General features: G+C 49.8%; 16 protein-coding genes. 9 read left to right on the top strand and 7 right to left on the bottom strand.

Translation table 11 applies throughout. The features are described from left to right. Nucleotides 1-8 precede the first annotated feature (8 nt). The gene (egtD, locus tag ACQUQM_RS07125) at nucleotides 9-986 is read right to left on the bottom strand and encodes an L-histidine N(alpha)-methyltransferase (protein ID WP_432473791.1); all 978 of its coding nucleotides are present in this window, start codon (nucleotides 984-986) and stop codon (nucleotides 9-11) included. 107 nt (nucleotides 987-1,093) lie between these two features. Next, complete coding sequence (gene senA / locus ACQUQM_RS07130) at nucleotides 1,094-2,458, bottom strand: selenoneine synthase SenA (RefSeq protein WP_432473792.1); 1,365 nt, start codon at nucleotides 2,456-2,458, stop codon at nucleotides 1,094-1,096. A gap of 175 nt (nucleotides 2,459-2,633) precedes the next feature. Here senA and senB point away from each other — a divergent pair, with 175 nt between their 5' ends. From senB to ACQUQM_RS07160, 6 genes are all read left to right on the top strand, one after another. Continuing rightward, the gene (senB, locus tag ACQUQM_RS07135) at nucleotides 2,634-3,581 is read left to right on the top strand and encodes a selenoneine biosynthesis selenosugar synthase SenB (protein ID WP_432473793.1); all 948 of its coding nucleotides are present in this window, start codon (nucleotides 2,634-2,636) and stop codon (nucleotides 3,579-3,581) included. 64 nt (nucleotides 3,582-3,645) lie between these two features. Next, nucleotides 3,646-4,548, top strand: coding sequence for a putative selenate ABC transporter substrate-binding protein (locus ACQUQM_RS07140; RefSeq protein ID WP_432473794.1), 903 nt, complete (start codon nucleotides 3,646-3,648; stop codon nucleotides 4,546-4,548). 23 nt (nucleotides 4,549-4,571) lie between these two features. Further along, nucleotides 4,572-5,222 carry a phosphonate ABC transporter ATP-binding protein gene (locus ACQUQM_RS07145; RefSeq protein ID WP_432473795.1) on the top strand — a complete coding sequence of 217 codons (651 nt, stop codon included), beginning with the start codon at nucleotides 4,572-4,574 and terminating at the stop codon, nucleotides 5,220-5,222. Continuing rightward, nucleotides 5,212-6,708, top strand: a complete 1,497-nt coding sequence (locus ACQUQM_RS07150; RefSeq protein WP_432473796.1) for a PhnE/PtxC family ABC transporter permease — start codon at nucleotides 5,212-5,214, stop codon at nucleotides 6,706-6,708. Before ACQUQM_RS07145 ends, ACQUQM_RS07150 begins: the two co-directional genes overlap by 11 nt. Nucleotides 6,709-7,133: 425 nt before the next feature. Continuing rightward, entirely contained in the window at nucleotides 7,134-10,436 is a 3,303-nt protein-coding gene (locus ACQUQM_RS07155) for an EAL domain-containing protein (protein ID WP_432473797.1), read from the top strand. A gap of 42 nt (nucleotides 10,437-10,478) precedes the next feature. Then, nucleotides 10,479-11,327: an SDR family oxidoreductase gene (locus tag ACQUQM_RS07160; protein WP_432473798.1), complete on the top strand. Its 849-nt coding sequence runs from the start codon at nucleotides 10,479-10,481 to the stop codon at nucleotides 11,325-11,327. A 71-nt stretch (nucleotides 11,328-11,398) separates the two neighbouring features. On the opposite strand, the gene ACQUQM_RS07165 is transcribed toward ACQUQM_RS07160, so the two are convergent. Beyond that, on the bottom strand, nucleotides 11,399-13,288 hold the full coding sequence (locus ACQUQM_RS07165) for a propionyl-CoA synthetase (RefSeq protein WP_432473799.1): 1,890 nt from the start codon (nucleotides 13,286-13,288) through the stop codon (nucleotides 11,399-11,401). 318 nt (nucleotides 13,289-13,606) lie between these two features. Then, complete coding sequence (gene panD / locus ACQUQM_RS07170; RefSeq protein WP_432473800.1) at nucleotides 13,607-14,041, bottom strand: aspartate 1-decarboxylase; 435 nt, start codon at nucleotides 14,039-14,041, stop codon at nucleotides 13,607-13,609. Nucleotides 14,042-14,599: 558 nt separating this feature from the next. On the opposite strand from panD, the gene metH reads away from it, so the two are divergent. After that, nucleotides 14,600-18,319 carry a methionine synthase gene (metH, locus tag ACQUQM_RS07175; protein ID WP_432474805.1) on the top strand — a complete coding sequence of 1,240 codons (3,720 nt, stop codon included), beginning with the start codon at nucleotides 14,600-14,602 and terminating at the stop codon, nucleotides 18,317-18,319. Between the two features lie 70 nt (nucleotides 18,320-18,389). On the opposite strand, the gene mtgA is transcribed toward metH, so the two are convergent. After that, the gene (mtgA, locus tag ACQUQM_RS07180) at nucleotides 18,390-19,097 is read right to left on the bottom strand and encodes a monofunctional biosynthetic peptidoglycan transglycosylase (protein ID WP_432473801.1); all 708 of its coding nucleotides are present in this window, start codon (nucleotides 19,095-19,097) and stop codon (nucleotides 18,390-18,392) included. Nucleotides 19,098-19,283: 186 nt separating this feature from the next. Between mtgA and ACQUQM_RS07185 the strand changes: the two genes are divergently transcribed. Then, nucleotides 19,284-20,228: a 5'-nucleotidase gene (locus tag ACQUQM_RS07185; protein ID WP_432473802.1), complete on the top strand. Its 945-nt coding sequence runs from the start codon at nucleotides 19,284-19,286 to the stop codon at nucleotides 20,226-20,228. After that, nucleotides 20,221-20,421 carry an antibiotic biosynthesis monooxygenase family protein gene (locus tag ACQUQM_RS07190; RefSeq protein ID WP_432473803.1) on the top strand — a complete coding sequence of 67 codons (201 nt, stop codon included), beginning with the start codon at nucleotides 20,221-20,223 and terminating at the stop codon, nucleotides 20,419-20,421. Before ACQUQM_RS07185 ends, ACQUQM_RS07190 begins: the two co-directional genes overlap by 8 nt. 235 nt (nucleotides 20,422-20,656) lie before the next feature. Here the strand turns inward: ACQUQM_RS07190 and ACQUQM_RS07195 are convergent, their stop codons facing one another. Both ACQUQM_RS07195 and ACQUQM_RS07200 read right to left on the bottom strand, forming a co-directional pair. Beyond that, entirely contained in the window at nucleotides 20,657-21,538 is an 882-nt protein-coding gene (locus ACQUQM_RS07195) for a DMT family transporter (protein ID WP_432473804.1), read from the bottom strand. A 208-nt stretch (nucleotides 21,539-21,746) separates the two neighbouring features. After that, the gene (locus ACQUQM_RS07200; protein ID WP_432473805.1) at nucleotides 21,747-24,674 is read right to left on the bottom strand and encodes an insulinase family protein; all 2,928 of its coding nucleotides are present in this window, start codon (nucleotides 24,672-24,674) and stop codon (nucleotides 21,747-21,749) included. Nucleotides 24,675-24,685: the final 11 nt, after the last annotated feature.

The following is a 24,685-nucleotide window of genomic DNA, read 5'->3' on the forward strand; positions in this document are numbered from 1 at the left end:
ATGATTGCTTAATTATTTTCTGTTGTCGTTGCTTGACGAAATAGATGGACGCTGAACAGCTGCTCTTCATCTACCCACAGGGCATCTGAAATGAACCCTGCCCGGGCTGACAGGTTGATAAACTCTTCGCGGCTGTATTTATAAGAGTTCTCTGTATGGATACTCTCCCCCTGCGCAAAGTTAAACCGGAATTTACCGATAATGACAGTTTGCTCGCACCGGCTGACCAGGTGCATCTCTATCCGGCCTCGCTGTGTATCGTACAGCGCCTTATGCTGCCATGCGCTGAGATTAAAATCCCCTCCCAGTTCACGGTTGATACGGGTTAACAGGTTGAGATTGAACTGAGCAGTCACGCCTGCGGCATCATCATACGCGGCTTCGAGAATAGTTTTGTCTTTTTTCAGATCGACACCGATTAACAGATAGCCACCGGGGCCGACGAGTTGTGCAATTGAGGCCAGGAAATCGACGGCGCCGTCCGGATCAAAATTACCGATACTGGAGCCGGGAAAGAATGCAACATGGGTACCTGGCGGAGTACTCGGCGGCAGGCTCATTTCACGGGTATAGTCGGTACAGGCGGCGTGAATCTCCAACCAGGGAAAGGCGATAGCCAGCTCTTCTGTGGCCAGCAGCAGGTGATCTTTGGAAATATCCATTGGCACATAGGCCTTGGGGCGCATGCCTTCCAGTAAGATATGTACTTTGGCACAGCTGCCGCCACCGGGTTCGACCAGCAGACTGCCGGTTCCCACACGGCGAGCTATTTCCGCCGCATTGGCTGACAGGATGCCGACCTCGGTACGGGTTGGATAATACTCGGGGAGTTCGGTTATTGCATCGAAGAGCCTGGAGCCGTGGGCATCGTAAAAATATTTTGGCGGAATCATCGCCGGTCGTTGATTCAAGCCCTGCACAACGTCTGTCGTGAACTCATCCTGACTGGAGTGCAGATCATGGAATTGGACATTTTGTGTGCTCACGAGGCCTTCCTTTCCTTCCTTTTCAGAAACTGCCTTAATAGAACTGCTTGTATAAGAACATGTTTTATAAAGCTTAGTATTACAACACTTGAGTTACAGGAAATTTTTTATAACGCACAGGTACGAAAGCCGGCAAACACATCGTTACGTTCCGGGCCGTAGTAAGTCCGCCAGGTATTACGAATCATGCGGGCCCGTGTTGTCCAGGCCCCGCCGCGTAATACCCTGGTGTTGCCAAACAGCGGCTGGGAGTAATCCGCGTACATATCCGGCACAAATCCCGGGTATGGTGCGAAGGTGTCTTGTGTCCATTCCCAAACGTTACCGATCATCTGCCGACAACCAAAAGCACTGTCACCAGCAGCATGAGCATTAACATCGACGGAACCCAGGGCATAACCATCAAGGTTTGCCTGGTTGGCTAGCGGCATCTCACCTCCCCAGGGAAACTTTCGTTTGGTAGTCGCTAATGATTGTCCATCAGCCGTTGGCTGGGCAGATGCAGCCACTTCCCACTCGGCTTCGGTCGGTAAGCGCCGGTCGGCCCAGCGGCAGTACGCCTGCGCTTCGTGCCAGCAGACATGAATCAGGGCGGCATTCATGGGAAGATCAACCCACTGGTCGAATTGCCGTTGCTGCCAGCTCCCATTACCTGAACTCTTATCATCACTTTCGATTGCAGCATGTCGCCAATAGGCCGGATGCCTGAGACCTGTTTGTACTAGCCACTGCCACCCTGCTTCGTCCCAGTATGCTTGATCCTCATAGCCCCCCGCTGTAACAAAAGCCAGATAATCACCGTTACTGACCGCAGTCCTGGCGATACTGAAAGGCTTTATCTCAACCGGGTGCGCCCATTTCTCATTATCAAACACGAAACCGTCTTGCGCAGTGGCACCCAGCATAAAGATCCCTCCGGGAATTTGCACATCCCCGCTGAGAGAATCAGAATCAAGAGCTGTATCAAGCACTTGAGCGTTACTTGCCCGGCGATTCAGATCAGGATTACCGAGATGGGGTGCGGGGTAGTTCAGTGTCTGGCGGGTATAGGTATAGGCTTCGTTATGCATGTCCTGGTGAAATACGGCATATTGCGCCAGATAGTCCCTGTAGGGATCGTTGCCATCAGCCAGGCAGGCCTTGATACGATCCAGTACCGTCTGCATATAGACATGGGTTTCCTGCATGGCAGGTAGCGGCAGATCCCAGCGGTCATCGTGGGCAATGGTGATGGAATCATACAGGCTGTCGGTATCTGCACGCATTGATGTCTGTCCCAGATGCTGTCGCAACACCCAGTATTCATAGAAGTACGCGGCATGGCCGACTTCCCAACGCAAGGGGTTCACTATAGGTAACTGCGGGCCCATCAGTTGTGCAGCGCTGAGACCTTCCAGCAGCGCCAGGGTTCTTTCATGTGCATCCTGCGCCTGTTTAGCAATGGTTGCAGGATCCAGGACTGCTGGATCCAAGGTTGCAGATTTCTGTTTGCCGGGTTCCGTTTGCACTTTCAGCTGCCTTTATGGGCTTGTCTTAGATGAAGGATAATAGCTTTGACACTAGTCTTCCATGCAAAACCAACAATGTCATCTAAGTGAATTTGATTCATACTACAGTTTCCGACCTGCGAATAGGAATTAGTCAGCTATGCGCATAATTCTCATTACTCCGGCACCGGCTAAATCACTGGCTGGTAATCGGGCCACTGCTGCCCGTTGGGCACATATTCTGAGATCGCTCGACCATCGTGTTGATATCGTGACAGAGTATACCGGCCAGAATGCAGACCTGATGATCGCATTACATGCCTGGCGCAGTGCGGATGCGGTGCAGCAGTTTACTGACGCTTACCCCAACCGACCTATCATTGTCGCGATTACCGGGACGGATGCTTACCGGTTTATCCATAGCCATCCAGAGACTACTCTGCAGTCAATTAAGTTAGCCGATCATCTTGTCGGCTTGCATGACCTGATCAGTAATACTCTGCCGCCAGATCAGCGGCATAAGATGAATGTGATCTACCAGTCGGCTGAGCCAGTCAGCAAGCGGGAGCCCTATAAACGCTATTTTCATATTGCCGTATTGGGCCATTTACGTGAAGAAAAGGATCCGTTGCGTCCGGCCCTGGCGGTGCGTAATCTTCCTGAAAGTAGCCAGATTCAAATTCATCAGTACGGTAAAGCGCACTCGCCCGAGTGGGCCGATGAGGCCACGGCGGAAATGAAAATTAACCCACGCTATATCTGGCACGGTGAAATAGCGCATCATGCCATCAGACAGGTGTATCAACGCACTAATCTGCTGGTATTGCCCTCGCGAATGGAAGGCGGTGCCAATGTCATTTCCGAAGCAGTCGTTGCCGGGGTACCGGTGATTGCCTCTGACATTGAAGGCTCGGTTGGTTTATTGGGCACGGACTATCCAGGCTACTATCCTGTAGAGAATGAAAGCGCGTTACGCGAGTTGCTACTGCGTGCAGAAAGCGACCCTTTGTTCTATCAAACGTTACAGAAGACCTGCGCTGCCAGACAATCGCTATTTACAACTGAAAATGAAACACAGAGTTGGAGCAACCTGCTTGGCAAGCTATAGCGCTTTGCAGCCCCTCCATCTAATAAAAGAAATGGCTAAGGACAACTAAAAAAAGGACAAACTGATGGCTAAGTTACCCGGCTGGTTGAGGAAGCCTCTTATTAAATCCCTTGCTCACTTTTCTATCTTGCTGTTACTGGCAGTCGCGCCGACAGCTGCTTTCAGTGAAACTAAAACCCTGGTGTTCTCAGCTATCCCCGACCAGGATCAATCACAACTGATTAAACGTTTTGGCAAGGTTGCTGACTATCTGACTCAAAAGCTGGGTGTACCGGTAGAATATGTACCGGTAAAGTCCTATTCGGCGGCGATTACTGCTTTTCGTAATAATCAGGTGCAGCTTGCCTGGTTCGGTGGGCTTTCCGGGGTGCGGGCACGGATACTGGTTCCTGGTTCTGAGGCTATCGCCCAGGGTGCCGAGGATACGGAATTCCAAACCTACTTCATCGCACATCACAGTACTGGGCTGAAGCCTTCGGATGGCTTTCCGGCCGCGATTGCTGGCAAAAGCTTTACCTTTGGCTCGAAAGGATCAACTTCGGGTCGCCTGATGCCTGAGTACTATATTCGTGAATACCTGGGCAAGGCCCCTGAGGATGCCTTTGATCTGGTTGGTTTCAGCGGTAATCATTCGCGTACTATAGCCCTGGTGCAGAGCGGTGCTTACCAGGTTGGCGCAACTAACTTTAAAGTTTGGGAACAAGAGTTAAAGGCCGGAAAAATAGATACCGATAAAGTGTCGGTAATCTGGAAAACCCCTGCGTATCCCGATTATCAGTGGACCATCCGCGGCGATGTCGACAGCGTATGGGGGAAGGGATTTAAGGCGCGCATCAAGCAGGCGCTGCTGGATATGGATGACCCGTTTTTACTGGAGTCGTTTCCACGTAGCCGCTTTATCAGTGCCGAGAATGCTGATTACCAGCCGATTCTCGATACTGCCAAAAAGATCGGTCTCATCGAATAATTTACACGGATAGCTACGCTGCTATGCTGCACCTTGAATCAGCCAACGCGTCTTATAAAGACCATACTGCTCTAACTGATATAACGCTGCATGTTCCTGCGGGACAAAAACTGGCGTTTATTGGTCGTAGCGGCGCTGGCAAATCCACATTGTTAAAACTGCTATACGAACAGCGCCCCAAAGATATTGCACTGGTGCCGCAGGATTATGGCCTGGTCACCAGTCTGTCGGTGTTTCATAACGTGTATATGGGGCAACTGGGGCGTCAGCCACTGTGGTACAACCTGGTCAACCTGATCAAACCATTAAAGCAACCGGTTGCAGACGTTAAAGCGCTGCTTGAGCTTTTCCAGCTCGAAGACAAGCTGTTTGAACCGGTCGGCCACCTTTCCGGTGGTCAGCAACAGCGCACTGCCATTGCCCGTGCGATGATGCAGTCCGGCAACATCCTGTTTGCCGATGAACCGGTGTCATCGCTGGACGAACAACAATCAAAGTCCGTCATGGGAGCCCTCTGCGAGCGTTTCGATACCGTAGTGCTGGCGATGCACGACATTGACCTTGCGCTGTGCTATTGCGATCGCATTGTTGGGCTTGATCAAGGCCGGATTACCCTCGACGCCCCCACCGGCAACCTTAAACGCAGCGATCTGCTTGAGATTTATGGTGAGTAATAAAAGCAGCTATCGACGCTCACCGCGCTGGAAAGTCAGTTGGTTATTTATCGCTATAGCCCTCGCCTGCTTGCCGTTTGCCGATCTCAGCATTAATACATACGACCCCTGGGCTGAATTAGGTCGCCTGCTCGCGGGTTTATTGCAGCCATCTATCAGCGGCATCGAAAAACCCTTTTTTGCCTTGCTTCAGACGGTTGCCTTTGCACTGCTGGGCGTCGCCTCAGGTAGTCTGGTCGGTTTTATTCTCGCGCAGCTGTTTCACTTGCGGCTGGTGCGCATAGTATGTGCATCGCTCAGAGCGGTACATGAACTGTTCTGGGCACTGATATTCCTGCAGATATTCGGCTTCCACCCTCTTACTGGCTTGCTGGCGCTAGGCCTTCCCTATGCTGCCACTTTTGCCAAAGTGTATGCCGAAATTCTGGAAGAAGGCGATCGCCGGGCCTACGAGACAATTCGTCGCAATGCCGGGCTTACCTCCGCCTTTTTCTATGCGCGCTTACCATGCGTGTGGCAGCATTTTGTTACTTATACCAGCTATCGTCTGGAGTGTGGTTTACGTTCCAGCGCGGTGCTGGGGTTTGTCGGACTGCCAACGCTGGGGTATTACCTCAGCACTGCGTTTATGGAGGGCATATATGCAGAAGTCTGGGCTCTGCTGATTCTGTTTTATCTGTTAATCGCTACTATCCGTTATTGGGTGCGGCCGAAATTGTTGCCGTTTTACCTGCTGGGCGCCCCCTTTATCATCGCCAATGACAGTGTCATTTCATTCGATAATATAGCCCGTTTTTTCACCCAGGATATCGTACCCTTACCACTACGCCGTGATGAAGGGTTTAGCGAACTCTGGCAATGGTTTGCAGAACTGTTTGTTAATGAGGCGCTGCCCGGGATTGTGAATACCCTGCTGTTGACCCAGCTTGCCCTGATTCTCACAGGAATCATTGCCCTGCTGTGGTTCCCCTTTATCTCGAAATTATTCTTTGATCGCTTTGGACGTCTGTTCGGTCATCTTTTTCTGGTTGTCATGCGTTCTACACCGGAATATATTCTCGCCTTTATTCTATTAATACTGTGGGGGCCGTCGATGCTACCAGCAGTTGTTGCACTGGCACTGCACAACGGTGCCATCATTGCGCATCTGGTGGGGCGCTACTCCGAAGCATTGCCTTTACGGCTTGACGCTGTCACAGGAATTAATCGTTACGCCTTTGAAGTAGTGCCAAGAACCTACAACCAATTCCTTGCTTACCTGTTCTATCGCTGGGAAATCATTCAGCGAGAAACCGCTATTCTCGGTATTCTGGGTATCAGTACACTGGGGTTTTATATCGACAGTGCGATTCAGGATATTCGCCTGGACCGGGCGGTGGTGCTGATCGCTATCACCGCACTGCTGAACATTGGTATTGATGGCTTATCACGCATGATTCGATCACGCCTCAGGCTATCTATCGGCCCGCAACGGGATACGGAGTAGCCGTATTAAGTGGTGCTTAGTCCATGACTTTAGAAAACAAAAAAAAGCGACTACCGCCATTAAATTCGTGCCAGCGTAGGACGACACGCCTTGGCGGTGCGATTTTTAGTTTTATGCGGTATTTTACATAAGACTGGTTGTATCTGCGATCACCCAGAGTCAGGGGCTCAGACAGCTTTCCATCACCTCAAGTACGTGGTTTGAAGCGATCTGCGAAAGTATCTTTCAGAAGGCTGGATTACTGGAATCAAAACGGTATTCAATTCGCGATAGACAATTATATTGATTAAAATAGTAAATTGGTCAAGAACCATTATTTTTAAGTGGACATTTATGTGCTACATACCCCACTCTATACGTTTATTAGGATTGATAAGAAATATCAAGTTACAGCGCATTACGCATTGAAATAAAGGATATATTAAATGTCGGAATCTCTGATAACGCTGGATCAGATATGCAGTGTTAATGTACTGCAAGCAGTATCTTCAGATCCGTTGTTAAGCACCTTGCGTCGGATGCGTATCGCCCGCGTAAGCTCAATCATTGTTGTTGACGGTAACACCCCCTGCGGCATTATTACCGAGCAGGATATTTTAAAGCTCGTTTCAACGGGCAAAGATCTGGCTTCAAACACATGTGTCAGTGATGTAATGAACTCCCCGGTAAGTTGTCTGCCCAGAAGTACTGAATACCAATCCGCTTATCAACTGATGCAGGACCAGCAGCTGCGTCATATTGTTGTTACAGAAGCCTCTGGAGAGTTATACGGCGTCGTCACTGAAACAGATTTCGTCCAGAATCTGGGGGTTGAATATCTGTTGGACATTAAAGATGTCGATGCTGTTATGGAACGCGTGATTCAGTTTGTGCCTGGTTACTATACCCTGCAAGCAGCGTTTGAGGTGCTCAGTCATAAGAAAATAAGCTGTGTCGTGGTTGGCTCAACACGCAGTATCGAAGGCATTCTCACCGAAAGGGATGTGATACGGCTACTGGATGACCAGATCGATATGCAACAGGCGCTTGTTTGCCAGCATATGAGCAGCCCGGTCAGTACCATTCCCTCCGGCACCCCTTTATTTGAAGCCCGCCAGATAATGCAACGCTCATCTATTCGCCGCCTGATTGTCTGCGATACCGATGGTAGCGCCCTCGGCCTGATAACCCGGAAGAATCTGATTGATCAGCTACAATCCCGTTTCATCAGCCTGCTACGGGAAGCGGTGCAAAACCTCAAAGGCCAGTTGAATAGTTCAATTGAGAACGAAAAACGCTATCGGGGCTTTTTTGAAGGCTCTCCCCTTGCCTATCAATCATTAGACGGGGACGGTAATCTGATTGAGATTAACGCCTCCTGGCGAAAGCTGATGGGGTTCAGCACAGAAGAGGTTAAAGGACGTCCTTTTCAAGAGTTTCTGACACCGGCCAGCGCCGAACGCTTTCCCGATTGCTACCGCCGTTTTTTGCAGCATGGGGAAATGAGCGGTATCTGTTTACAGATGCAGCCAAAACAGGGGCCTGCGCTTGAGATTGAATTTGCAGGCAAGGTGGCCGTTGATGAGAGGGGTGTGTTTTTACAGACCCATTGCCTGCTGACTAATCAGACCGAGCAGAAACTTGTCGAGGCCCAACTCCGCTTGTTTCGACAGCAGATCGATCTCTGCCGTGATGGCGTGTTTGTAATAGAGGCACAAAGCGCCAGAATACTTGATGTCAATCAGGCTGCATCGCGTTATTTGGGGTACTCCCGTAGTGAATTTTTAAGTATGACCGTCATGGACTTTAGCAGCACTGCAGCTGATCTTGAGCAGTGGCTGAGCGTTGTTGATACCTTGCACAACAGTCCTGAAGGGGCGGTATACGAAACCACCCACTTTCACAAAAATGGCACAGGCATTCCGATAGAGCTCAGTGCAATTTGCCAGGAGAGTAACGACGGGGATATTTTTGTCGCCACGGCGCGGGATATTTCTGAGCGCAAGGCTGCCGAACAAAAAATACAGCAGGAGCGGGATTTTCTGCAAGCCGTTATCGACAGTGTCAGTGATCCGATCATGGTGATTGATCGGAATAACCAGATCATGAAAGCGAATAAGGCTGCTTCAGAGAGCTACTTCGGTGCAGCCAGAGAAACAGTCCCACGTTATTGTCATTCTGTAACTCACAGCGAAAAATTACCTTGCAGCCATGTCAGCAACCCCTGCCCCCTGCGCGAGGTTGTAGACTCAAATGCGCCAACCACACTAGTACATAATTACCAGGACAAATCAGGCAAGCACCGGGTGGTTGAACTTATCGCCAGCCCGCTGCGTGATGATACCGGCCAGATTACTGGCATTGTAGAGTCGAGCCGCGACATCACCGATCATATCGCGGTACAGCAAGAGTTGAAGAAAAAAGAGAAGAGCCTGGATCACCTGGCCCACCATGATCCTTTGACCCAGCTGCCAAACCGACTATTATTTACCGATCGGCTGGATCAGGCCCTGCTCAGCGCAAAGCGCAGTAACAGCTGTGTCGCTCTGCTATTTATAGATCTTGATCAGTTCAAAGAGGTTAACGACAGCTTTGGTCATAGCCTTGGTGACCAGTTGCTTAAGGAGGTCGCACGGCGCTTACAGTTCTGTATCCGGGAAAGCGATACCCTGGCCCGTCTCGGTGGCGATGAATTTACCATAATCACCGGCACCCTGGCCGAACCGGAAGATGCCAGTGTGATAGCCCAGCATCTGATCGACGAGTTCAAACAGCCGTGCATCGTTGACGGCCATCGTCTGCATGTAACTTTAAGTATCGGTATCAGCCTGTTTCCAGAAGACGGTATTAATTCCGAAGAGTTGCTACGTAACGCTGATACCGCTATGTACCGGGCTAAATCTGCTGGCCGCAATCGTTATGAATTCTATACCGCGGACATGACCCATCAGGCGTTCGAGCGAATACTGATGGTCAGCGCACTGCGCACGGCAATAGAACAGCAGGAATTTATCCTGCACTTTCAGCCCCAGGTTGAGCTAAGCAGCAATCGTATCGTTGGAGCTGAGGCATTGATCCGATGGCAAAGCCCGGAGATGGGGTTAATAGAACCGGAGCGCTTCATTCCTGTGGCAGAGAAGTCAGGCCTGATTCACAGTATCGATCTGTGGGTGCTTGATGCAGTGTGCAGTAAAATTGTCCACTGGCGTAAAAAGGGCTTCACAGTGCCTCGTATTGCGGTGAATATCTCCGCCGAGCATTTCAGTAATGATTCTCTTGCTAAAGACGTAGAAAAAATTCTCGAACGGCATCAGCTTGAGGGATCGGCAATCGAACTGGAGATCACCGAAGGGGTTATTCTTAATAACCCTACGCGAGCCAGTCATGAACTTAATCAGCTTCGTGAAAAAGGCATACACCTGGCTATCGACGACTTTGGTACAGGTTATTCGTCCCTGAGTTATCTGAAAAAGCTGCCGCTTGATCGGCTTAAGATCGATCGATCATTCATTATGGATATTCCCGGCGACCAGAATGACCAGGAAATTTCCAAGGCGATCATCGCGCTGGCTAAAAACCTGAGATTAGAGGTTATTGCCGAAGGCATGGAAACTGAGCTGCAACAGGATTTTCTGGTTCAGGAAGGCTGCAATCTGGCACAGGGTTTTTTCTTTAGCAAAGGCGTAGCAGAAAGCGATTTCCTCAAATTGCTGAACAATAATCTGGTTATTGCTGAGACCGCCCTTTAATATCGGAAACTCCCGTTATCTCCGACAAAGGATGTTACATAAGTGGCAGTCAACACAGTGCTGATTACCGGCAGCTCAACCGGTATTGGTTATCACGTAGCGCATGGCTTGAAAAAACGGGGCTACCGGGTACTGGCCACGGCCCGCCAATTAAAAGACGTTGAACGTTTACGCAGCGAGGGCCTGGAAAGTACTCAGCTGGACCTTGATTGCTCGGCATCAATACAACAAGCGATGGACTGGGTTGAAGAAGAAACCGATGGTGCGTTATTTGCGCTGTTCAATAACGGTGCCTACGGTCAGCCCGGCGCGATCGAAGACCTGAGCCGCGACGTATTGCGTCAGCAGCTCGAAACTAACCTGTTGGGTTGGCATGAACTAACCTGCCGGGTATTACCGCTGATGCGCAGGCAGGGTTATGGCCGGATCATTCAGAATAGCTCGGTACTGGGACTTATCACCCTTCGCTTTCGCGGTGCTTATAATACCAGCAAGTTTGCCCTTGAGGGCTATACAGATACCCTGCGCCAGGAGCTGGATGGCACCGGTATCAGTGTTTCGCTGATTGAGCCGGGACCGGTAACCAGTCAATTCCGTGATAATGCCTACGCTAAATTCCAGCAGCATATAAATATACAAAACAGCCCTTTCCGCAGCACTTACGAGGCGGTAGAACAGCGCCTGAGCAGTGAGTCAGACACCGCTGATATGTTTACGCTGGGGCCGGACGCGGTACTAAAAAAGGTGGTTCACGCTCTGGAAAGCAAACGGCCCAAGCCGCGCTACTATGTCACCTTTCCCACTTACCTGTTTGGTTATCTGAGGCGGATATTATCCACCAGAATGCTTGATCGCCTTCTACTGAAGGTATCGAGGTCGGAGAATAAATAAAGTCTAAGCAAAAAAAAGGCAGCCATATGGCTGCCTGAAAAGCTAAGGTGATACGATTAACGCCGTGCTGATTAACTAACCAGGCCGTGGCGACCCATAATTTCCTGAATCTCTGGCAGGCTGGCTGGGTCATCAATAGTGGAAGGAATGCTATAGTCCTTGCCATCGGCGATTTGACGCAACAGTTTACGCAGAATTTTACCGGAGCGGGTTTTAGGTAGGCGCTGTACAACAATAGCGCGTTTAAAGCAGGCAACAGCACCGATCTCTTTACGCACCATGGCGACAAGCTCAGCTTCAAGCTCTGACTCTTCGAGATCAACACCGTTCTTAAGCAGTACCAGACCGACAGGCTGCTGGCCCTTCAATGGATCATTAATGCCGATAACCGCGCATTCAGCAACCGCTGGGTGATCTGCAACGATCTCCTCCATCTCTCCGGTTGAAAGGCGATGGCCGGCAACGTTAATTACGTCATCGGTACGACCCATGATAAACACGTAGCCGTCGTCGTCTTTGTAACCACCGTCGCCGGAGCAGTAATAACCTGGGAACTCGGATAGGTAACCGGTGCGGAAGCGCTCAAAATCACCCCACACGGTTGGCAGACAACTTGGTGGTAAAGGCAGCTTCAAGGCAATGTTACCCTGCTCACCATTTGGCAGCTCGTTACCTTCATGGTCCAGTATCTGAACATTGAAACCCGAAACCGGTACGGTAGATGAGCCAGGTTTTGGCTCCAGCATTTCTACGCCGGTCAGGTTGCCACAGATAGCCCAGCCAGTTTCGGTTTGCCACCAGTGATCGATAACCGGCTTACCCAGGGTATCTTTAGTCCAGTGATAGGTCGGAGGATCAAGACGCTCACCGGCCATAAATACAGTTTCCAGCTTGCTCAGGTCGTACTTTTTAAGCAATTCAGAATCCGGGTCTTCCTTCTTGATTGCACGGAATGCGGTCGGTGCAGCGAACAGTGCTTTGGCACCATATTCGGCACAAACACGCCAGAATGCACCGGCATCCGGCGTGCGGATAGGTTTTCCTTCGTACACAATGGTGGTACAGCCTGCTAATAGCGGTCCGTAGACGATATACGAATGACCAACCACCCAGCCGACATCGGATGCCGCCCAGAACACTTCGCCAGGCTCCATGTTATAGATCGCTTTCATGCTGTATTTAAGTGCTACCGCATGACCACCATTATCACGCACTACTCCCTTAGGCTTACCGGTAGTACCTGAGGTGTATAGGATGTAGAGAGGATCTGTCGCTTTAACCGGAGTGCAATCGGCAGGCTCAGCTGTTGCCATAGCCTCTGCCCAGTCAATATCACGATCCGGAATCATAGAAGCTTCAGCTTGTGGCCGTTGAAACACTACACAGCTGGTTGGCTTGTGAGCTGACTTCTCAATCGCCAGATCAAGCAGCGGCTTGTATTCAATGACCTTGCTGATTTCGATACCGCAGGAGGAAGTGATAATCACTTTTGGTTCAGCATCATCAATCCGAACTGCCAGCTCGTGAGGTGCAAATCCACCAAACACCACTGAGTGAATAGCACCCAGGCGGGCAACCGCCAGCATTGCTATAACTGCTTCTGCGATCATCGGCATATAGATAACAACACGATCGCCCTTCTCTACACCCTGAGCTTTAAGCACACCTGCAAACTTAGCAACTTCATCACGCAGTTCAAGATAGGTATAGCGCTGCTTAGTATCGGTCACAGGAGAATCGTAAATCAGGGCGTCCTGACCACCGCGGCCATTGTTAACATGGTGATCGAGCGCCAGGTAGGCAGTGTTCAATTCACCATCGGCGTACCAGCGATGAATACCATTTTCATCCTTGCTGAGAATAGTTTGCGGTTTTTTGAACCACTCAATCGCCTCGGCTTTTTCAGCCCAGAACGCTTCTGGTGTATCGATGGATTTTTTGTATTCTTCAATATAGGACATAGCACTGGCCCTTCGCTGTGGCGGTTTTTTATTGGTATGGATCTATGACTGAGTGTTTGTCCTATCAGATTATTATTATGGGATCAGCCAATAGTATGAACACACTGTAACTGAGATATAACTTAAATGAACTACTACAAAAGGCTAAATTGTCTACGATATCGCTTAGGTTAATGGCACAACATCGAATAATAGCGTCCTTTTGATCTAAAATATGAGTTGCAAAACATGCATTGTCGACAATCTCGCTAATGGCAAAATTTTATTTAGGCATAAAAAAAGCTGCCCTTAGGCAGCTTTAGTAACAGCAGGTTTCGGTCAGTTACTTTCCTGAACCGGAATGCTGTTTTTGATTCCTGTCATCAGGTTGCGCTGATGTAGCTCTTCATCGCTGACCCGATGGGCATCATTTTCATTCTTCGCATTCTCGAAGTAACACAACGTCGGCTGAAAAGTTTCAGCTTCCTGGTTATCCAGCTGTACGTAAGAAGCGATGATCAGCAGATCACCTTTCGAAGCCAGGTGTGCCGCAGCACCGTTAACAGAGATAACACCGCTGTTATCTTCTGCGCGAATCGCATAAGTTGAGAAACGCTCACCATTATTTATGTTGTAGATATGTACCTGCTCATACTCCTTAATGCCGGAGCGGTCGAGCAGGACACCATCGATAGCACAGGAACCTTCATAATGAAGTTCCGCATGGGTGACTGTTACTCGATGCAATTTAGCTTTTAAGAATGTTTGCAGCATAATAATGACCTACGTTTCTGTTTGCCGGCTAAGCCGGGCTTGCCCCATGGCCGAATACTGTTATGTAATCAGCTGATCCCAACCGACAACAACAGCGTTATCGGAACCAGACTTCAGCGTCTTAGAAAGAATGAACAAGTCCCTTCTATACTGGCTTTGAGAAAGCCTGCAGAGAAATTATTGAACTTATTTGTAACTTCCTTAGCGCTAAAACTACCCAATCAGGCAGCCTGTCTCTTCGTAACCGCGGTTACGGCTCGCATAAAGGTAAGTAAATAGTTAACTTAAGTTTTGCAATTGCTTACCTTTAGTGAGTGGCGGCAATTGTACCAGCATAATCTGAAAAAATAAGGGCCAATTGGACTAGGCAGGTCTGTCTGTGCTGAAATTCACTGCAAACCAGATCATCACGGCGTTGGCAAAAAACAATTGCCTGAATCAAACAACCATAAATATTTTCATACACAGATGAAGCTATCTCACCCAAAGGTAGGAAAATTCCTATAAAATAGCCTGCTTTACAATAAGTTATTGGTCCATCACCAGCATATAGGCCTCATCGTGTCAGCAGTCATCGCAGTCGATAAAACCGAACAGTTAAAACAAGCCATGTCAGAACGCATACTGGTTCTAGATGGTGGCATGGGTACCATGATCCAGGACTATAAACTGGAGGAATCAGATTACCGTGGTGACCGTTTTGCCGAATGGCATATAGATGTTAAAGGCAATAATGACCTTCTGGTGCTGACTAAGCCTGATATTATCAAGGCTATTCATAAGGCTTATCTGGAAGCCGGCGCGGATATTATCGAAACCAATACCTTCAACGCCACAACGATTGCGATGGCCGATTATGGTATGGAATCGATCAACCATGAGATCAATCTGGTCGCTGCACAGCTTGCCCGAGCAGCAGCCGATGAGGTCACGGTGGGGAACCCACAACGCCCCCGCTATGTCGCCGGTGTGCTTGGCCCGACCAACCGTACCTGTTCTATTTCGCCTGATGTAAACGATCCGGGATTCCGTAACGTATCCTTTGATCAGCTGGTGGAAGCCTATACCGAATCGATGGACGGTCTGGTTCGAGGCGGCTCTGACATCATCCTGATCGAAACTATTTTTGATACCCTCAATGCGAAAGCAGCGATCTTTGCCGTTGATCAGTATTTTGAAGATAACGATGTTCGGCTGCCGGTTATGATTTCAGGCACAATTACCGACGCTTCGGGCCGCACCTTATCAGGTCAGACGACAGAGGCATTCTGGAACTCAGTACGCCATATCAAACCTATTTCTATCGGTCTGAACTGCGCCCTGGGCCCACAGGAGTTGCGTCAATACGTAGAAGAACTATCCCGCATTGCCGATACCAATGTTTCAGCCCACCCTAACGCGGGCCTGCCTAATGCCTTTGGCGGCTATGATGAAACGCCAGCGCAGATGGCGGCAGAGATCCGAGAGTGGTCTGAGTCCGGCTTTCTGAATATTATCGGTGGCTGTTGCGGTACCACACCGGAACACGTCACTGCGATGGGTGATGCGGCTAATGAACACCCGCCCCGTCAGATTCCGGAAATTAATATTGAGTGCCGGTTGGCAGGTCTCGAGCCGCAAAACATCAACAAAGACACGCTGTTTGTTAACGTCGGCGAGCGAACCAATGTTACTGGTTCGGCAATGTTTAAGCGTCTGATTAAAGAGGGCGATTACGAAACCGCGTTGAATGTAGCTCGGCAACAGGTAGAAAACGGTGCCCAGATCATCGATATCAATATGGATGAGGGCATGCTTGATGCTGAAGCAGCGATGGAGCGTTTTCTTAAGCTGATCGCATCAGAGCCGGATATTTCCCGGGTGCCGATCATGATCGACTCTTCGAAGTGGGAAGTCATTGAAACCGGTCTGAAGTGCATTCAGGGTAAAGGCGTGGTGAATTCCATCAGCCTGAAAGAAGGTGAAGAGAAATTTATTCAGCAGGCTAACCTGCTGCGCCGCTATGGCGCCGCAGTAGTGGTTATGGCTTTCGATGAAACTGGTCAGGCAGACACGGTAGAACGTAAGAAAGAGATCTGTGCGCGTTCTTATAAAGTATTGACTGAAACTGTCGGCTTCCCCCCTGAAGATATCATTTTCGATCCAAACATCTTTGCCGTTGCCACCGGTATTGATGAGCACAACAATTACGCACTGGACTTTATTCAGGCTACCGGCTGGATCAAGCAGAACCTGCCCTATGCGATGATCTCAGGTGGTGTCTCCAACGTATCCTTCTCCTTCAGGGGCAACAACCCCGTACGTGAAGCGATTCATTGTGTATTCCTCTACCACGCGATCCAGCAAGGTATGGATATGGGTATCGTCAACGCTGGTCAGCTGGCGATCTATGACGATCTGCCGGAAGAGCTGCGGGTCGCTGTAGAGGCGGTGATCCTCAACACATCTGACGAGGCTACCGAGAACCTGCTTGCAATCGCAGAGAAATACCGCGGCGATGGTTCAAAGGCCGAGGAAATTACTCAGGAGTGGCGTAACCTTCCGGTCAAAGAGCGGCTGTCTCATGCTCTGGTCAAAGGTATTGCCGAGTTTATCGATGGCGATGTCGAAGAAGCCCGTCAGCAATTTGATCGGCCGATCGAAGTAATCGAAGGCCCTTTGATGGATGGCATGAGCATTGTTGGCGATCTGTTTGGCGCCGGTAAGATGTTCCTGCCCCAGGTGGTAAAATCGGCCCGGGTAATGAAGAAGGCGGTTGCTTACCTGATGCCATTTATCGAGGAAGAGAAGCAAGGCGCACCGGGTGGCAGTAACGGTAAAATTCTGATGGCCACCGTTAAAGGTGATGTACACGATATCGGCAAGAACATCGTTGGCGTAGTGCTGCAGTGTAATAACTACGAGATTATCGACCTGGGCGTAATGGTCCCTGCTGAAACAATCCTGCGCACCGCCCGGGAAGAAAATGTCGATATCATCGGTCTGTCCGGACTGATCACTCCATCACTCGATGAGATGGTGCATGTTGCTAAAGAGATGGAGCGCCAAGGCTTTGATATTCCATTGATGATCGGTGGCGCAACGACCTCAAAAGCGCATACTGCGGTGAAGATCGATCCTGCATTTAACCGCGATCAGGTGGTTCATGTCACTAACGCTTCCCGTGCAGTAAATGTTGCCAGCACCCTGCTTTCCAGCGAAAGAAAAGGTTCTTATATCAATGAGATACAAGAGGATTATAAAGCAGTCCGTCAACGTCATACTGAGCGCCAGACTCAGGCGCGCCGAGTCAATCTAGAACAAGCTCGAGTCAACAAATTTGCTATCGACTGGTCTGATTACACACCGCCGGTTCCGGCTCAGCCAGGCATTCAGGTGTTCGAAGATATCGATCTTAACGCGCTATACGATTACATAGACTGGACACCATTTTTCCATTCCTGGGAGCTGGCTGGACGCTATCCGCGCATTCTGACTGACAAGATTATCGGTGAAGAGGCAACCCGGCTGTTCAATGACGCCAAGGTGATGCTGAAAGATATTATCGACAATCGTAAACTGCAGGCAAAAGCCGTTATCGGCCTGTTCCCGGCCAGCAGCGTTAATCATGACGACATCGAACTGTATACCGATGATAATCGCTCTGAGGTACTGACTACCCTGCACCATCTGCGCCAGCAGGTCGAAAAGGCCGATGGTAAGGCCAACATGTGTCTGACCGACTTTATTGCACCAAAAGACAGCGGCAAACAGGATTACTTCGGCGCCTTTGCGGTAACCGCAGGCATCGGCGATCAGGTGATGATCGACGCCTATGAAGCGGACCACGATGACTATCACAGCATTATGGTAAAAGCCCTGGCTGATCGTCTGGCTGAAGCGCTTGCTGAATATATGCACGCCCGTACCCGCAAGGAGTTCTGGGGCTACGCCGCCGATGAAACTCTGGACAACGATGCGCTGATTAAAGAGAAGTACCAGGGGATCCGCCCCGCACCCGGCTATCCAGCCTGCCCTGAGCATACCGAGAAAGGCCTGTTGTGGGAGCTGCTGGATGTTGAGAATAACATCGGTATGACCCTGACCGACAGTTTCGCCATGCTGCCAACTGCTTCAGTAAGCGGCTGGTACTTCAGCCATCCGCAGTCACAGTACTTTGGTGTGGCTAAAATCGGTGAAGATCAGGTTGAATCCTACGCCGAGCGTATCGGGATGGACAAGTCAGTAGCTGAACGCTGGCTATCACCGAACCTGGGTTATGAGCCGGAAGAAGGTTAATCAAAGCTGTCTGTTACAAATATAAAAACCGCCTTTTGGCGGTTTTTTTTATATCAGAAATAAGTACATATCAGCTCTTATAATCTAACCAGTAATCCCGCCCTAGCATCCGCATCTGCCGCTGAATCCAGCTGCTGCGCTGCCAGACATAGTTACTGGGGCGAGCCGCACTCATCCGATACGGATTTGGCAGAACTGTTGCCAACCTAGCGGCTTCAGAACTGCTTAGCTTGCTGGCCGGCTTGCCGAAGAACTTCTGACTGGCAGCTTCTACACCATAAACGCCGGGCCCGAATTCAGCAATATTGAGATATACCTCCAGAATCCGGGGCTTATCCCAAAAGGTTTCTATAAGCAGTGTAAATCCTGCTTCTACACCTTTTCTGAAATAACTTTTCGCCGGCCAGAGAAAAAGATTCTTGGCGGTTTGCTGGGTCAGAGTGCTGGCTCCGCGAATACGGCTGCCCTGCTCATTTTGCTGTAGCGCTTTGCTTATTGATTCCAGATCAAAACCCCAGTGCTCTGGAAACTTCTGATCTTCCGATGCGATAACTGCCAGCTGCATACGCGGCGAGATCTTTTCAAGCGGCACCCACTGATGCTTTGAAGTCTGCGGATAACCAGCAGGCGGGCTCATTTCCCGTTGTAGCTGCCACATCCAGGTCGCAGGATCGGCAAAGCGCAACACCAGCACCAATAGTACAGGTGTCAGTAAAGCTACAAGCAAAAAGATAATGACGGCTTTAAACAGTGGTATTCTGGAGAAAATTCTTAACATCGGGCACGCCATTCAGCAGAAACAAGCCGGCCATCATATCGCAAACTGATCATTTTTTAAACAGCTATTAAGGCTATTCTATATCTCCCCTTACACAGTCAGGACTACCACTAGAGCGGCTCAGGCTTTACTATCAAAAGATAAAAGAACCCAGTAAAGCACACTGAAAAGTACTAAGGGGAAGTCATGACACTCAATCTTGATAGCGTGCTTGTTATCGGTGTTTCATCCCGGGCGTTATTTAATCTCGAATATGAAGACAGTATCTACCAGAATCAGGATATCGAGGCATATCGCAGCCACCAACTCGAACAGGAAAGCTGTTTGCTGACTAAAGGTACTGCATTTCATCTGGTCGAAGCGTTGCTTGGCTTAAACAAGCTGTCCAATGAGCGGTTGGTTGAAGTAGTGGTTATGTCGAAGAACAGCCCGGATACCGGCTTACGGGTGCTGAAAGCGATTCAGCATTACGCCCTGGATATCACCCGTTCGGCTTTCTCAGGTGGCGAGCCACTAGGCCCCTTCTTAAACGCCTACAGCGTTGATCTGCTGTTAACCCGACATCAGGATGACGCTCAGATTGCTATCGATACAAAAGACTGCGCTGCCGCGCTGATCTACGATTCACCGAAAAGCTTTCAGCCCGACCGGGATAAGATTCGCATCGCATTTGATGCTGATGCGGTAATTTTTTCCGACGAATCTGAGTACATTTATAAGACCGAAGGTCTGGAACGGTTTCAGCAAAACGAATCAGATAATGAAGACATCGCATTAAGCGATGGCCCTTTTGCCAAGCTGATCCGTGTGCTGTCGCGACTCAATCGGAAGCTCGGTGCCGACCACTCGCCTCTCAGTTTGTCTATCATCACCGCTCGCAACGGTCCGGCACACTTGAGGGTAATCAAGACGCTGAGGCATTGGAATGTGTATATTGACCAAGCATTCTTTCTTGGCGGTATGAGTAAAGAACAGGTGCTTGGGGCCCTGAAACCCCACATATTCTTCGATGATCAACCGGGTCACGTTGAGCCTGCATCGAAGCTGGTGCCCAGCAGTCAGGTGCCCTACCGCAGTGATTCGCCAATACAAGAATTAAAAAAAGATCACAAGGAGCAGAACCATGAGTGAGATTTCTAAAACCCCAGCGCCACCTTATTATGCAGTTATATTTACCTCTTTACGTACTGAAGGGGATCAGGGTTACAGCGATATGGCCAGTTTAATGACCGAGCTTGCTGAGCAACAGCCAGGCTATCTCGGCATGGAATCAGCCCGGGACAGCGTTGGCATCACTGTTTCCTACTGGTCGGATATTGACTAGATCCGACACTGGAAGGCTAACAGCGAACATCAGGTCGCACAGGCTACAGGCAAAGAGCTGTGGTACAACGATTATAAGGTCAGGATCTGCAAAGTAGAGCGGGATTACGGGATTTAACAGTTACTAGAGCGCGACTACGTCGCTCGCTAGAACGTCACGCAAGCGTGACTGCTAGTAGCTAGAAAAAGCATTCCTGCGTTGCGGGAATAAAAAACCGCATTGGCGGTTTTTTTATTTATACCGTCTTAATCTTAGGGCTTGTTGAAGAGTCCTTTTTTCCCATCATCGCCACAATACCCGCGCTGGACACCAGGAAGATGCCAAGCCAGGTATTTACTCCCAACAGCTCATCCCAGATCAGCCAGCCGAACAATGCCGCGATGGCCACTGATCCGTAAGTATATGGTGCTAGCTGGCCAGCCGGGGCCAGACCATAGGCCTTGCTCAGCAGCAACTGTGCTACGGTTGATGTCGCCGCAAGCAAAGCGAGCCAGCAGAAATGTTCCAGAGTTATCAGCTGCCAGCTAAGGTAAGCGGGTATAAAGGAAAATATTGCACTGAAAAAGGCAAAATAAAATACGATTCTCTGCGGTGATTCAGTATCTCGCATACGGCGAATAGTTACTTTAGCCAGCGCCCCCAGACAAGCCCCCGCCAAAGCAATCAGAACACCGGTATTCAAGACCCCCTGCTGCGGATTCAATATCAGCGCAACGCCGATAAAACCGACCAGGATTGCCAGTTTAACAACTCTTGGCACACTCTCCCCTAACCACCAGAACGCGATAAGGGGCATAAAGAATGGTGCGGTTTGTTTCAACAGAGCTGCCTGCGCCAGAGGCAGATGCCCCCATGAATAAAACAGGCAGGTCATCGCAGTAACGCCAACCCCGGCACGCATAAGATGAAAGCGAAGCTTGGTTGTCTTTAGCGCACTACTGCCGTTGCGAATAAGCCAGGGCAGAAACAGCGGCAGACCGAGCAGGTTACGAAAGAAAACTATCATCTCGACTGGCAGGTCTGCAGACACTTGTTTAATGGTCATGCCAGCAAGCACCAGAAACATTTCAGATACCAAGATCAGACCAGCGCCGAGCATAAAACGATTAGCAAACATAACTAAATAATCTTTCCAGAGAGAAGTAGAAACATTTCAGACATCTATATCAAAATCCAACAGGTACAGAGAGCAAGCGATTTGCAAGCAACAGATGCATTTCAGGTACCTATATCAAACCGGAACAGAGCATAAAACATAAAGCTATTTGTTAACATAACCAAAAAAGGGGCTCAGTTATGAGCCCCTTGTGTTTTTTGGACAGATTTCAGATTGCAATTACGCTGAATTCATCACCCAGAGTCTCAGCACCGGCAGGGTTTGTAACCACTGCGACACTCGCCTTCTCTATGGTCAGGTACTGCTTAGCTACCCGTTGCAAATCCTCAATAGAGACTTCAAGGATGCGCTGACGGAAGCCCTTACGCTGCTCCGGCGTTCGACCAAACAACGCACTGTGATAAGCCTGCTTGGCTTCACCTGACGGTGAACCTGGCTTATCAATGCTACTGACGATACCAAGGATCGCTTCTTCCAGTTTTTGCGCATCATGTTGCTCATTCTCCAACCAGGACAGAGAAGCATCAAAGTCTTCGAGTGTCTCCGTCAAACGTGGATCACGATAAGAGAAGAAGCGGAATACCGCATCTGCCGAATCCTGACCAGCGCCACCACCATAGGCTCCACCCTGCTCCCGCACGACCCGGTGCAGAAAACCATTACGCAGAAAATCGCCAAGTACTGTCAGCGGAGCTGCGTCCGGGTGTTCAACAGGCACTGTAGGAAAAGCTTTAGCGCAGAAATTGACCTGAGTACTGGTGGTCCATGCCTGATGTACCGCCTGCCGGGTAGGTTCCAGTTCAAGTCCGGAAAACTCGGTTTCAGGTTGCGCTTGCCATATTTCACCAAGGGATTTGGAAAGTTGCTGCTGATGTTCAGGCTCAGCAACGAGCAGAAAGCGACGCGGGGCAGCAAGGATCTTTGCATGCAGATTCGCCAGCTGCGCTGCAAACAACTCAAGATTAGCAGCCTCATTCAGACTGTCATCCAGTTGCTTAATGTTGCATATCCCCTGCAGACCGCGCAGATTATGTGAAAGCTGAGCTGCAGGTGCGAACTGGCTGACCGCGGCCATGATCGCCAGGCTATGACCCTGGCCAGTAATACTCTGCTCTTTTCGGGTACGCTGCTGTGAAACTAACTCTCGGATTCGTGATAGCTCATCGAAACGAACAGTTTCCAGAGTCTCCTTAATTAACACGCTGAGCTCTTGCTGCTTGCTCAGTAATGCCTTGCCGGAGATCACCATGTAGCCGGTCACCTTTTGCTCGTCGGTTATACTGCCTCGCACTGAAGAATAGGCATGGATACCGCCGGTTATCTGGCACTGCCAGGCTTGATTTTGTTGATAGTCCCGATCTGCACAACCCAGCTCAGTCAGGCATTGACTATAGAGCGGCATAAGCTGCAACTCATCAACACTAAGCTCAGGCAGATCGATGATTATCTGCTGATACACCAGGCCATTAGTGCCCTGAGCGTAGTAACTGCAATCAAGGTCTTGCACTGTCATGTCCTGGCCTTCGGGGATACTCATATCTGCCGGCACATCGGCGATGGTCACTTTAGGCAGTAAAGACTCATCATCAATCTGATTTTGCCGGGCTTCTAATGCCTCAGCCTGATCGATTATCGCCTGGCTCTGTACGTCATCAAGGCCCTGCCTGATTTTTTCCAGCGTTGCTGCTTCAGCGGCATCACGACGCTGAGACAGCTGCGTATCCGGGCGCAGCGTCAATCGCACCCGATGGGAGTTATCCAACAATAGCTGGCGCACCATATCTGGAATGAAATTCCGGTCTTTAATATCTTCACGCAGCTGCTCCAGAACCGGATCCAGGTTCAGCAGTGCTATAGGGTCACCACGATGGATAGCAGAAGAAAGCGCCTCAAGAATCAGACTCATACCGTAAGGGTAGCCATCGCCGCTTATTTCACGCTGGCTTAGTTCAAGCTGATGCAAGGCCGCTTCCAGTTGCTCCTGGGGCACACCGTTTTCTGCAACCTGCTCGAGCACATCAAGTACCAGCTGCTCAAACGCCGCCGCCTGTTCAGGCTCACTGCCTTCCAGACCGCACATAAAGGCCATCTCACGGTTTGAATCTTCCAACCCACATAGCGGCGAAGGTGAAAGGCCAAGGTCGCTGGATTCAAGCGCATAACGCAAAGGCGAAGAACTGTTATCAAGCAGTACTCTTGATAACAGGTGAGCTTTGAGCTGTTGCTCCAGGTCAATACTCGGCCCCAGCAACCAGGACAAAACATGGTGGGTTTTAGCTGAAGTATCTTCCTGATCCAGCGCGTAACTTTCTTCTACTCTTACGGGAGCAAAGTAGCGTTTTTCATCCTCGACGGTAATCTCATCTTCGAGCTTTTCAAAACGCCCCAGCGCCTGACTCTCAAAGCGCTCCTGAAGCTCTTCAACCGGCAGATCGCCGAACGTCATAATGACGGCATTAGATGGGTGATAATGGCTCTTATAGAACGCCAGCAGCTGCTCATAGCTCAGATCAGGGATCGCCTCGGGGTCACCACCACTGTTGTAATGATAGGTAGTCCCCGGGAACAGATAACGCGTCATGGTCTGCCACAAAGTAGAAACCGGGGAGCTCATCGCCCCTTTCATCTCATTGAAAACGACGCCTTTGTAGACCAGCGGGCTTTCACTGTTGCCCGGTTCACTAAATTCGACCCGGTGACCTTCCTGAGCAAAATCCAGAGGGTCCAGGCGGGAAAAGAAGGCCGCATCGAGATAGACATCCAGCAGATTAAAGTAATCTTTACGATTCTGACTGGCAAAAGGGTATGCGGTCCAGTCACTGCTGGTGAAAGCATTCATAAACGTATTCAGAGAACGCCGTGTCATCATGAAAAACGGATCACGTACCGGATACTTCTCACTGCCGCAAAGAGCAGTGTGTTCAAGTATATGCGCAACGCCGGCATTATCTTCAGGCACGGTCCTGAATGCGACCAGGAATACGTTCTCCTGGTTTTCTGCTGCAATATGATAATGCAGAGCACCGGTTTTACGGTGTACAAATTCTTGCACATCAATACTCAGTGATTCGATGGTCTCACTGCGTTGAAACTGAAATGCCGGATGGCAGCTGACTTTGCTTGTCGATTTATCCATGAATTTTATAT

Source organism: Amphritea sp. HPY, from assembly GCF_050870985.1.
Classification (GTDB): Bacteria; Pseudomonadota; Gammaproteobacteria; order Pseudomonadales; family Balneatricaceae; genus Amphritea.

Bases quoted from the DNA above. Each gene is read 5' to 3' on its own strand.
- senB (WP_432473793.1), top strand. From the start codon at position 2,634: ATGCGCATAATTCTCATTACTCCGGCACCGGCTAAATCACTGGCTGGT.
- ACQUQM_RS07140 (WP_432473794.1), top strand. From the start codon at position 3,646: ATGGCTAAGTTACCCGGCTGGTTGAGGAAGCCTCTTATTAAATCCCTT.
- ACQUQM_RS07145 (WP_432473795.1), top strand. From the start codon at position 4,572: ATGCTGCACCTTGAATCAGCCAACGCGTCTTATAAAGACCATACTGCT.
- ACQUQM_RS07150 (WP_432473796.1), top strand. From the start codon at position 5,212: ATGGTGAGTAATAAAAGCAGCTATCGACGCTCACCGCGCTGGAAAGTC.
- ACQUQM_RS07155 (WP_432473797.1), top strand. From the start codon at position 7,134: ATGTCGGAATCTCTGATAACGCTGGATCAGATATGCAGTGTTAATGTA.
- ACQUQM_RS07165 (WP_432473799.1), bottom strand. From the start codon at position 13,288: ATGTCCTATATTGAAGAATACAAAAAATCCATCGATACACCAGAAGCG.
- panD (WP_432473800.1), bottom strand. From the start codon at position 14,041: ATGCTGCAAACATTCTTAAAAGCTAAATTGCATCGAGTAACAGTCACC.
- mtgA (WP_432473801.1), bottom strand. From the start codon at position 19,097: ATGTTAAGAATTTTCTCCAGAATACCACTGTTTAAAGCCGTCATTATC.
- ACQUQM_RS07185 (WP_432473802.1), top strand. From the start codon at position 19,284: ATGACACTCAATCTTGATAGCGTGCTTGTTATCGGTGTTTCATCCCGG.
- ACQUQM_RS07190 (WP_432473803.1), top strand. From the start codon at position 20,221: ATGAGTGAGATTTCTAAAACCCCAGCGCCACCTTATTATGCAGTTATA.
- ACQUQM_RS07195 (WP_432473804.1), bottom strand. From the start codon at position 21,538: ATGTTTGCTAATCGTTTTATGCTCGGCGCTGGTCTGATCTTGGTATCT.
- ACQUQM_RS07200 (WP_432473805.1), bottom strand. From the start codon at position 24,674: ATGGATAAATCGACAAGCAAAGTCAGCTGCCATCCGGCATTTCAGTTT.